This window comes from Nostoc favosum CHAB5714, from assembly GCF_020829495.1.
GTDB lineage: Bacteria > Cyanobacteriota > Cyanobacteriia > Cyanobacteriales > Nostocaceae > Nostoc > Nostoc favosum.
This window is the reverse complement of record NZ_JAIVFQ010000149.1, coordinates 1-11865: the sequence shown is the minus strand read 5'-3', so window position 1 is coordinate 11865 and position 11865 is coordinate 1. Positions and strand designations below refer to the sequence as shown.

General features: G+C 40.9%; 7 protein-coding genes and 1 pseudogene. 1 reads left to right on the top strand and 7 read right to left on the bottom strand.

Annotated features, from left to right (window positions below):
- The first annotated feature begins 269 nt into the window (after positions 1–269).
- Entirely contained in the window at positions 270–506 is a 237-nt protein-coding gene (locus LC586_RS37485) for a DUF2281 domain-containing protein (RefSeq protein WP_229490761.1), read from the top strand.
- Here the strand turns inward: LC586_RS37485 and LC586_RS41010 are convergent.
- The 7 genes and pseudogenes from LC586_RS41010 to LC586_RS42295 form a co-directional block, all read right to left on the bottom strand.
- Positions 490–1137: an NCS2 family permease gene (locus tag LC586_RS41010; protein ID WP_267921800.1), complete on the bottom strand. Its 648-nt coding sequence runs from the start codon at positions 1135–1137 to the stop codon at positions 490–492. The genes LC586_RS37485 and LC586_RS41010 overlap by 17 nt on opposite strands.
- 22 nt (positions 1138–1159) lie before the next feature.
- Positions 1160–1888: an NCS2 family permease gene (locus LC586_RS41005; RefSeq protein WP_267921799.1), complete on the bottom strand. Its 729-nt coding sequence runs from the start codon at positions 1886–1888 to the stop codon at positions 1160–1162.
- A 353-nt stretch (positions 1889–2241) separates the two neighbouring features.
- Entirely contained in the window at positions 2242–2628 is a 387-nt protein-coding gene (locus LC586_RS37475) for a CAP domain-containing protein (RefSeq protein ID WP_229490759.1), read from the bottom strand.
- Positions 2629–2733: 105 nt separating this feature from the next.
- Positions 2734–2901: a hypothetical protein gene (locus LC586_RS37470; RefSeq protein WP_229490757.1), complete on the bottom strand. Its 168-nt coding sequence runs from the start codon at positions 2899–2901 to the stop codon at positions 2734–2736.
- A gap of 705 nt (positions 2902–3606) precedes the next feature.
- Complete coding sequence (locus LC586_RS37465) at positions 3607–5532, bottom strand: PatA/PatG family cyanobactin maturation protease (RefSeq protein WP_229490755.1); 1926 nt, start codon at positions 5530–5532, stop codon at positions 3607–3609.
- A 549-nt stretch (positions 5533–6081) separates the two neighbouring features.
- A complete protein-coding gene (locus LC586_RS41000; protein ID WP_267921798.1) occupies positions 6082–6216 on the bottom strand; it encodes a hypothetical protein in 135 nt (44 codons plus the stop codon).
- Positions 6217–6523: 307 nt separating this feature from the next.
- Positions 6524–11731: pseudogene (locus tag LC586_RS42295) on the bottom strand (AAA-like domain-containing protein); the annotation flags it as partial.
- Positions 11732–11865: the final 134 nt, after the last annotated feature.

Here is an 11865-nt window from a genome sequence, read left to right as displayed (position 1 = left end):
AAACTTCTAGTTGACAGTTTCTGATTGGTGTCAAAACTGCTGCAAGAAGTCACTCACGATTTCTCCAAATTGATTAATTTTTATCGCTTTTTAATGTTAAGCAATATTTCGCCAACAGTGTCTTCGCCAGTTCTACCCCAACATCCTTTCACCATCAGCGAAAGTCACAGTCCGTTGTCATATATTCGGTGTGTATTCTTCAATCACTCCCGAATTTCCGTAACAAAGGTACTAATAACCAAAATACGCAAGTTTAGGAGTTAATTATAATGCCTAAATTTAAACAAATATACGCAGATATTAATACGTCACCAGAAGAAGCTCAAATCTTACTATTTGAATTTATTAAGTTACTCAAAAAATGCTATTCAAAATCAGGACCAGAAAATCATAGTGAAGAAAAAAGCCTTTATGAAAAGTTTGAAGAAACTGGATTGATTGGCTGTTGCTCTGTAAAAAAAAATTTATCCACTAGCAATCTTACTGAGACTAAGCCTGCATCGTGATAAGCGTGAAGTAAGCTACAGCAATACCTGCCAGAACTAGACTTGATCGCATCCCTTGCCGATTTCTCTGAGCAACGGTTGCAACCGCATGAGCAATAAAGCCTGCTGCCATGCCATCGGCGATCGAAAAAGTTAGGGGTGTAATTAAAATGACTAGGAATGCCGGAATTGCTTCTGCTAAATCATTCCAATTGATCAAACGCACACCACTCATCATTAAGACACCAATCATCAGCGGAATAGGAGCAGTAGCAAACGCAGGAATCGCGGCAAATAAGGGCGTGAACAACGTCGAAATGAGAAAGAGTAACCCAACCACGATCGCGACGAATCCACTACGCCCGCCTTCAAAGATGCCAGAAGCAGCTACTAGATAGGGCATGACAGGAGTACTACCCACGATCGCACCAAAGACGGTTCCGAGTGCGTTGGATAATAAGGCTTGTTTGGAGCGGCATAGTTCACCGTCGGGCTGGATGCAGTCGATTTGTCGCCCTAACACATTGAAACTCATCGCATCGGATAGGGACATAAATAGCAGCACAAAGACGACTGCCACAAAATTTCCCAGTTGCGACCCAGTGAAATATTGTACTCCAACGATCGCTTGCCCAATCAAGTCTTGAGGCAACTGGGGCAGGGCGAGAATGCCTTTAGGGTGCTACTCCTGTCAGCCAACCGAGCGCAGCCGTGCCAAAAATCACGAACAGAAATGCGCCTTTGACCTGCCGCACCGTGAGCAGTATCGTCAATAAAATCCCAAAAATTGCAATCAGCGTAGCGGGCTGCTTCAGTGTTCCCAGACTGGTCAGCGTGGCAGTATTCGCAACGATGATCCCTGCACCGACCTGGGGAGAAGCTACTTTTCCCGACAGCGCAATATATGAGAGAAACAGACCCAAGCCAATCACCATCGCCTGTTTTAGCGAATTGGGAATGGCATTATGCAGTTGGCGACGGAGTGGACTGACAGACAACGCTGTGAAGAGGATTCCCTCAACTAGGACAGCAGTTAGTGCCAATCGCCAATTCATTCCCATGCCTAGCACGATAGAGAAGGTAAATAGTGCGGCGGCTCCAGTCGCCGATCCCAGGACAAAAGGATAGTTAGTTAATAGTCCAATTAAGAAGCTAGATACCGCAGCACAAAGGGCAAGTGCCACCAAAATTTGCTCAAATAAATCTCCAGCCTGCTGTAGAAATATCGCATTTCCTAAAATATGAGCATTCACGACCAGAATCGGAGCCGTGGTTATAAAGATAGTAAAGCCAGCTAGTAATTCTGTGCGGAAGTTCGTTCCCAACTGTTTAAACCGGAAGAATTGACTAATGCGATCGCGCCAGGATGGGGGCTTGGAAAATGGGATTGCTTGTCTGTTCATAGAGCATTGAAGGGTTGCGTGGAAACGCACAAGAGATATTTGCAGCCATATGAAAAATCTAGATTTGCGTTGTAAACCAACATTTTATAAATTGTTTGAAACGTCTCTTAATCGTTGAATTTATATATTTTTGTGATTTAAAGAATCTTTATTTTACCAATATCATAATGTTGGGTTACGCAAAGCCTCCAACGTCACTTGCTATAACGAGGGGAACCCTCCCAACGTAGTGACTCTCCAACCTACGGGAGATTGCGATCGCACTTTATGATCGAGAGTAGAACTTAAGCACGTTCTACTCTCGATCATAAAGTTTTTAAGGATGACTCATTAGTTTGCGCGCTGAGTTTGGGTTAGCGTTTTCCAAAGACTTGCGTCCAGTAATGTTTGTATTGATATCGACCTGGATCGTTCTCTAGATAGTAATGACCAACGCCAATTTCTGTATAGTCTGAATTAAGAATATTGGCGCGGTGTCCTGGGCTATTAAGCCACTGTTCCACTACACCTTCTGGCGTAGGTCTGCCTGCCGCAATATTCTCTCCAACAGAGGAAGATGGATATCCTTGCTCTCTGGCACGTTTAACGGGATCACCATGCTCGAAGAAATCGCCGTGTGCCATGTTTTGAGAATGTCCTTGCGCCGCTTTGAACAGTTGCTCATTCCATTGCAATGCTCCTAAACCATGTTTAGCACGTTCAGTGTTTGTCAATGCAATAACTTGTTGTACAAGATCCATATCAAATTTTCTCCTTAGTTTTCAATGATTTACTGAATGGAAAGGTAGGAATTAGATGGTGCGTTAACGAAGTAACGCACCCTAAGAAAGCTTAGCGATCGCACTTTAATTGTGTCGAATTCGATGATTAGGGAGGACAGCAGCGGACTTTTTTCCCACTCCAGCAACAAGCTCCATCGCCACAATCGCTCTCCTCACATCTCCAACCGTCAGGGCACTGAGAGCAATGAGCATTACAGTAAGGTGCTGTACCGTACCAGGATGTGCACTCAAGCGGTTTTACTCCTCCCATTGCAACCGATGTACTCGTCTTTCTCAAAATAGGTTGTGCTTGGATTGGAAGTTTCATGATTGTTTTTCCTTTACTTAGGTTATTGGTTATTCACTTGAAACGGTGCCATTCGACTCAGTATGTTAAAAACACTCGTTTGAACCGATGGTTCCGCATAACTGAAATAGCAATTGTTGGAGTTTTCATGGTCTTAGCCAAAAATACACTTTGCTCCACACTGAGAGATGTTTAAGCCCACCGCCCAAGGGAAAACATTGAACCCAAAATTTATTAGACAAGAAGCTATTTCCCCTGGATCTCTTGATTGGTACGCGGATTTACATTGAGGAACGCCATATGTATTTGCCATGCAATCATCGAAGCAAGCCTGTGGGGGCTTGATTAGGTAGTAGCATATCGTTTCTCCTTGCTTTCGTTTTGAGTATTTGTTCTGTGAGGTGCGAGCGGGAAAACCCTCCCTCACAGATCGAGTAGTTTCTTACGATGGGCAGGAACAGCTTGGAAGAATCGAATTACAAGCCGCTCCCCCGCCGCTCTCACAACAAAGAGCGCATTGTAACTGCCAGTTTTGTGAGGGATTAACCCCTGCTATCGTGTCTAAAACTTTCGCTGTGCTGACTTTTCTAATTGTCGGTGGTGCTTGTATGGGCAGTAGCATGATTGATTTTTACTCCTATTAAGTTCTGTTAACTAGCAACAGACCAGGATCGCACCGTACCAATCGAAACTGGAATTGCATCGCTGACATCTACTGTGAACCGATACACTTTTCCAGCTCTACGGCTATCCTGTAAGTTAAAAAACTGAAGTTTCACATCGTAGCACTCAGAATCAGCCCGACAGATCGGACTCTTCTCCACCGTGATAGTATCCAACCCAATATCGGCAGCCGTACCAGTAGACATCACATCGGCTATCTGGAAAGCATTGGTCGCGGAAAAGTTGAGCGCCCGTTCCTGGGGGGTGACACCGAGATTGCGAAACTCATAATAGATCCGCTCCAGGTATTCTCGAATCTTATTGCCATATTCTTCTTCTGAGGGACCTGTTGAATAAACTTGTCTTAAATTTTCAATCAACGCGGCAACTGACCATCCGTATATCCCTCGCACCTCTGGAATGATGACAGGAACGGTTTGACCCGAAAGCAGCTTCACACTGCCAGCTATATACCCTGGAATCGAAACCCGCTCGATGTTCTCGTCGCGCAAGAAGGCGCGCAGTCGCTCATAAGTGACACTGGCATAAGAACCAGAAGGCAAGATTGCATAGATGGGCGTGGCATCGAGATTCAGCGTCCAAATCAGCGATTGTGCTTCCCAAGGGTTTTGCTCCAGATAGTCCAGCAGACTCATGTCCCTGGGCTTGGCTTGGGTAAACGAATCTTGACGGGCTTGAGTCCCGAAATCATAACCTAACTCTCCTAAAGCATAAACTAACTGAATTTGCTTGCTACCACTACAAGAAGCACACTCAGACGGAGCTACTGAAGAATTTGCTTGGTTGCTAGCAGTAATCATCATTGGGGTTTCTTTCATTGACATAGTTGTTGGCATAGTTGTTGATTGATTCATTTCCGCAGCCTGCACACTAATCGCTGAAGACTGGGGAACCGGTTGTTTCAACTCGAATTCAATCACTTCACTGGGCTGAAATTGTGCGATCACATTGTCAACTTCAGTAGGTTGCATCATGATTTCCTCTAGTTTGTGGTTTGTCATGGGTTTAAGTTTTCCTTTGGTAATGAGGGCGTATGCTCCAGAAATATTCAGGCTACCAACCAGACAGCGACGGCTATCTGACCCTTTCGACAGGTTGCAAGGTAAGGCACTTTGGAGAATGGCATCACGGATAGCATGGGGATCGAGCTTTTCCCCTCGTTGCAGTTGAATACTTAGCAACAGAGCAGCAATACCCGATACAATGGGAGTCGCAAAGCTTGTTCCCGTTTTAACCGCAGTCCCATCCCCAGGGATAGCACCCAAAATACTTTCACCCAGAGCGAGAATCCCTTGGTTTTGGTAAGCTTGACCCCAATTACTAAATCCAATTGGATTGCCTTGGGCATCCATTGCCCCTACTGCCAGTACCGACTCAAGGGCAGCCGGAACATGGAGACAATCACAGCCATCGTTACCCGCAGCAGCCACAATCAGAACGTTGTGTTCTTGGCACAAACGGACGGCATTCGCCAGTAATCGATCAGATTCAGCCGATGTAGCCAACTGACCACCACTAATGTTGATCACATTGGCTCCCCGCTCAACTGCTTGCGTAATTGCCCGTGCAAGGTCTATTTGGGAACAAGGCGCAAGTCTTCCTTCTTTTCCATCAGTAAACACAGGTACAATTAAGCCTCGACAATGAGGTGCAATACCAGGAACAGCACTGTTATGTTGACCAAAGATGATGCTGGCAACATGAGTTCCATGCTGGGATGCAGAACCTCCATCGGCAACACTAGAAACCAAGGTTGGAAGCTGAGTCAGATTAGCTCCGTCAAAGCAGGGGTGAGATTGGTCAACAGGTCCATCAACTACAGCGACACATATACTAGGATCGCCACCAAATTTTTGATAGGCAAAATTATTTATGTCAATCTCTAACACCATTGCGATTCCTTATTATTTTAGTGTTTGATAATCGAGGATATTTCGCAAAGCAATGTACTATTTTTATCATGTGTGCAATATTTCGTTTAACTACAAGCCCGACTTAATCAGGTAATCGATATAATTCTTGTGGTTCAATTATTGCGTCGCCTTTTTTACAAGTCAGTATGTATAGAAAGAAATGAAGAAGGGTAGTTTTCGCAGGGCGGCCGCATCATGTCAATAAGCAAAGTATATTCTCAATAGAGTTAAAATTATGTCATTAACTCTTGCTTATTGCGAAAAATTTAGGCGTAGGCAAAGCCCGCCGCAGGCATCGCTTTGGAGCTTAAAAAATAATCAAACGCGAAATCCTGATTTCTTCGTTGGTTCTTAACCTTCGTTGTGATCTACCTCTATTTTTTTATGCTGAATAACATAATAGATACGTTTGTTGGAATAAATTTTGAGCATGATTTCATATTGAAATATATCCAAAAGATGAGAATCTGCGCTCAATACGTCAAGTCGCTTTGCTCCAATTCAAAATTAAAGCTACAAAATTGAAAACTAAATCACAATTTCACCAAGCAAAGGGTTGTCTTTTTTTGTTTCATGCAACAAAGCTATTTCCTTTTGGTTAGTGAAAGTCTTAGACTTGCCAAAATAGTAATCAGAAAAATCAGCTACATATTGGATTACCATCTTTGTACTCACAATCTTTGTTTTCAGAAGGTTCAGCCTGTTTGAACCCCATATATTCATCAAACTCCACTGCTAACTGAGTTCAAACCTGAGATTTACTGACTTATTTCTGACTTGTGACTAATTTTGTTATGACTTATCTCTTGTATAATTCTTATAATTAGATAATATTTTGCATACTCAGATCGCTTATAGTTCAACAGGATTGCCTTGACAAAGCCAAATTTGCACTTAGACGTAACGGCTTTCCCAGCCAACGCTCTTTGCCTGAAGAGGTAGGCGAAGGAGAATATCAACAAACTCCTTCCTAAATGTGGAGATCAACCCAACTGCGGTCAAAGATCAATTTATAAATACGGTTCTGGACTCTCAAAATTCCCTGTTGTTTGACTACTAAACCTGACAAGAGCAATTCCTTTTCTTCTAGGCTATCAACGGTGATAACTTCTTCCTGATGCAAAACTTGTCGAAAAATTTCTAGTAGTTGAACAGACTTGTTACTCTTGAGAAGACGATCACGGATGGTTCTCAAATGTTCTGGCTCATCCTGAAATTCCCAATTGTCTATTATATTTGTCCGCACTAAATTCTCAATCCAGGAGACTTCACCGCCATTGGGAATAGGAGATGAAGTATTGCGGATGAGTTTACAGAGTTTTTGGGTAAGAAAAGGCTGCCCGTTCGTCCAGGCTAAGATTTCTTTAAGCACGGTTTGCGGATTACTCACTTTTTCTGCCAATCCTTGCAGCAACGGTTGGGCTTCATGCTCTTTAAAGCCCTCCAGTTGAATAAACTGACCAATGTTAAAGGGGGTTGTTTGGATATTACTAATTAAATCTGAGGGGGTAGCGACACCAAAAAAAGCAAAAGTCAAACGCTTATACCGTGGATTGAGACTGCGCTGGTTGTAGCAGTAGCGAATCAGGGTAAAAAAGTCATTAACTGAGAAATTTAAACCTAAGACACTATCAATTTCATCGATAAAAATGACCAGTTGTTTTGAGGGAATGTCATTTTCTATCCCGACTTCTACTAGCAGGACTTCTTCGATAAATTCACTCAACCTCTGAACTGGAGAAATATCATCTCGCTCTTTCCACCAAGCTTTTAGGTTAACTTTGCTTCGTAAACCCAAACGTCGCCCTAACTCAGAGGCTAATCCCTTATACCATTGATCCGGGGTAACATTTTCGCTTCCAATGCGGGTCATATCAATCGGCGCACAACAAACCCCCTCGTGCTGGAGGTAGTGAATCATGCGTACCATGAGACTGGACTTTCCCATCTGCCGGGGATTGAGAACGTAGCAAAACTCTCCGCGCTTCAAAGCTTTGTAGAGGTAACGATCTGCGGAACGCACTACATAAGTGGAAGCATCCATCGGCAAACTTCCTCCCACTTGATAGTCAAAGGTGCTGGCTTGTTCGGTACTTCTGAGTAACTCGTTTTCAAATAGCAGTTCTGCTTGGGTGGCTTTGAGAATTTCTAGAGTTTGTGACAGTTCTTGTGTGCGTTCTGAGACTTTTTGTTCTAGAGTCCGGCTATACCCTTCTATTTCATCTTTAGCTCGTTCTAGAGCAAGATTTTTGAGAGCTAGTTCTTGGGTATACTGAACCCGATCCGCTTCGGCTTGTTTCCGTTGGGTGATATCCTGAAAGGCAGCGATCGCATAGACAATTTGGCCCTTCTCATCGTAAACAGGGGTAGCTGATACTTCTAAAGGAATTGTTTTATCAACTTGGTGAATTTCTATATCATCCGTAGTCGTACTTTCGCCATTTAAGGCTCGTACAATGGGTTGTTGTTGAGTTGGGTATAATTGGTCTGTCCCTGCTAAATAGGTCTGATAGGTTTCGGTCAATCGATCAGTTGTGGCTCCAGTTACGATTCCCTTACCAAGGATTAGCTGGGCAGCCTGATTTGCATAGTAGGGTTCGCCCTTAGCATTAAGTGCAAAGACACCTATGGGCATAGCTTCTAAAAATTGAGCTAATCTTTTCTCGTTCTCATATAGTGCAACATAAAGTTGAGCATTTTGAAGAGAAATTGCGGCTTGAGAAGATAGGAGTTTTAGAACTTCTAGGCGATCAGGTGTAAAAGCGCCAGTAGTCAAATTGTTTTCCAGATATAAGATGCCGTTAAGCTTGCCTTGATTGAGTAAGGGTGTGCAAAGAACGGATTTGGGTTGAGTAGCAATAATGTAAGGGTCACTAGTAAATTGTCCCTCATGAGCAGCATCATTTAGGATTACACTTTCCTGCGTGCGAGCAACATAGTTGATAATGGCAGATGACAAGAGGGGGGGGTGAGTTAAGTCATCTACGAAGTCTACTAAGATAGATTGTAGTGTATTAACATCATCAGAATCTACTGTCCCTTCAACTTCGATCACCCATTTATTATCTTTTTCTAGGAGCAGAAAGCCTTTTTGAGCGCCTCCATTTTCAATTACAGTTTTCATTAACTTAGCCAGTAGTTTGTCTAGTTTAATTTCACCAGCTAATACTTGAGAGGCTTTGGTAACTGTGATGATATCTAGTACTTGGAGATTACTACCACCAGTATATTCAGTTGTCGTCATACTTAAGACTTCTTTTCGGTTGGTTATACCCATCAGAAGCTGGGGATATTCTGATTCTAAGGCTTTAACTTTGGCTTTTGCACCCCAGCGACTATAACAATGATGGGCATTTCTCAGGTATAGTTTTCCTATTTCTTCTCTACCCAAGGCAAGATAAAATTCTGCTGCACGTTCGTAAGCTATAGCTTCTTCGTGGATGAACTCATGTTTTTTAGCACCTTGAATTGCTTTTTCATACAATTCTTCTGCTTGCCAATTTTGTCCTAATACTCTAGCTTTTTCCGCTTCTACTAAGTCATATTTGTGCTGAAAATTTTCTGGGCAGTAGCTAGACCAGGTTTTCATATTTTCCTGATTTTTATCTACTAGCTTCAAAAACTTATCTTGTGAGTATACATCTAGAATACCATAATTAGCAAGCAGTGATAGAGAAGAGAAAAAATTATATTGTGATAGATTTAAGTGTGAACTAAGATATTCAACATAGTTTTCAATTCTCAATACATTACCAATAGCTAAATCGTTTTCTTTAAAGATATAATGTGTAATTATTTTGGCAATACACAACCAACATAAAAGCCAAGTATTAGCAGTTTTTATACATTCCTCTTCTTCTTCTTGATTACGACCAATTACTAAGCAAAAGTTGTTTTCATATCCTTCAATTAAATTGATCGTGGTTTTTTCATATATAGTTACAGAAGAGTAACTATATTCTTGTTTTAATTTCTTCATTAGCCTAGTATATTTTGCAAGCTCCTGAGAAACTTCTTCTAGATGATACCCTCCGAAAAATTTAATAAGACAAAAGCTTGCAGATGCAAAACAAGCATATTGATAATCCCCAGTCTCTAATCCCCTTTGAAAAGCCTTGATTAACCGTTCTAATGCAATATTATTTCTGAGGGAGTTTTTCCATTGATATATAAACGCATAGTAAATATGAATAACTAGAGTCTCTAGTTCAGGAAGTTGAGATTCAAATAGTAAACTAATAGACAATTCTCCAAATTCATTGCCTAAATGAATATCTCTCATTAAACCAATATTTTCTATTCCTTTGCAGAGAAACGTTCCATAAAATATATAAGGACAGGGTGCTTGAGGAGGGTTGCCATATTTTAGGCAAAGATTAAGTTGAATTAAAACAACTTCAATATGCAAGAGGAAATTAGTGATTATTGTAGAGGCTATAATTTGTTGCAATAATGGTATAGCCCTTAATTTATATGGATCAGTCATTGGAGAAAGATTCGCTAAACTTTGAACTGGTACTTCTTTCAAAAAGATATCTAGAAATATTTGTTCTTGCCTAATTCTCTCTTCTATTTCACTAGGCTCTTGAGATATTTCTATGCCTAGTTCCGCTAAAGCTTTAAGAGCAGTATTTATTGCTTGTTGCTCCTGGGATTTAGAATTGTATACTAGTATATTTACTTGATACACTTTTACTTTATCAAGAATTTCCTGAGTGTGTTGTAGAATAAATATGGAAAGCTCTTCTACTTTCTCAAATTTTGTGTTTAAGTACAGCACCTCAAGTGTTTCTAAATAAAGCTCTATAGTCAATTCATACTGGCTTTCCCAGCTATTTTTTGTTAGAAGTTCTAATCCAGTCTCTAAATATTTCAATGCTGGTTCGTAAGCAGATGATGCCTTAGCTTTTTTTCCTACGTAAAGATTTAATTGAGCTAACTCATCTCTTTCTAATTGGTCAGTAATGAGAGATGCTGCTTCATTAAGTTGATTGATAATATCAAAAATATTTTCCTCATTTTTATCTTTTCTCATATTCTTCAGCAAAAGTCTTCCGACTTGCAGATGAATGAGCTTCTTTTCTTCTTCTGCAATTAGGGTATAAGCCGCTTGCTGAATTCGGTCATGTAAAAACTTGTAGGGAATAACGGAAGGAAAACTAGGAATAAAAATAGAAGAGACGGCTGAAGAATCACTTGAAATTTCTCCTTGTTCCCAAAGCAAGGGAATTTTGTAATCATAGCTCAGTGGGACAATTAACCCTTCCTGAAGAGCTGGTTGAATATCTTGAGCTATAGAGGTTTTAGATTTATCTCTAATGCTGGAGAGGAGTTCTAGATCAAATATATTACCAATACATGCTGCTAACTTTAAAGCATTCCGGGTATTCTCACTAAGTTTATTAATTTTACTGATCATCAAGTCTATGACATTATCAGTAATGCCTGTCCTTAAAATCTGCTCAATATTCCAACACCATGAGCGTCCAATATAATCAAAGGATATAAGGTTTTCATCGTACAGAGATTTTAGCAGTTGAGTTAAGAAAAAGGGATTGCCCTGAGTTCTATTGGCTAGTAATTCTGCTAGCGGTGTTGAGATTTCTGTAGAACAAAGTAGTGTATCAGCAAGTAATTGATTTATTTGCTCTAATCTCAAGGGCTTTAGGATGACTTCATTCACCCTAACACCTGCTTTTTTAACTGATTCTAACGTCAGAATTAAAGCATGAGTTGGGTTGACTTCATTATCTCTATAAGCTCCTATAATCAATAAATATTTGCTATCAAAATCGGGAATTAACTGTTCAATTAACTTCAGTGAAGGTAAATCTGCCCACTGTAAATCATCAAGAAACATGACTAAAGGATGTTCTTGCTGACTGAAAACGCTAATAAATCTTTGAAAAGATAAGTTAAATCGATTTTGAGCTTTATTAGCTCCAAGTTTTTCAACAGACGGCTGTTTACCAATAATTTTTTCTAGTTCAGGGATTACGTCAATTATGACCTGCCCATTAGGTTCCAAGACTTCCAAAATTTGTGCTTTCCAAATTCCGATGTCTGCGTCAGATTCACTCAAAAGTTGCCGGATTAAGTCCTGGAAAGCTGTGCTAATAGCAGCGTAGGGAATATCCCGCTTGAATTGATCAAATTTTCCAGTTATAAAATAACCTCGTTGCCTTCAATACCTCTGCCAATTTACGAGGTTACAGCGTCGGTAGAAGCGGGATGAATACGTCCTAAAGAAGTAAGCGTGGCAAAAATTTTGGCTAATAAAATAGGCTCAGGGATTTCTGGAAGCATTTTTAA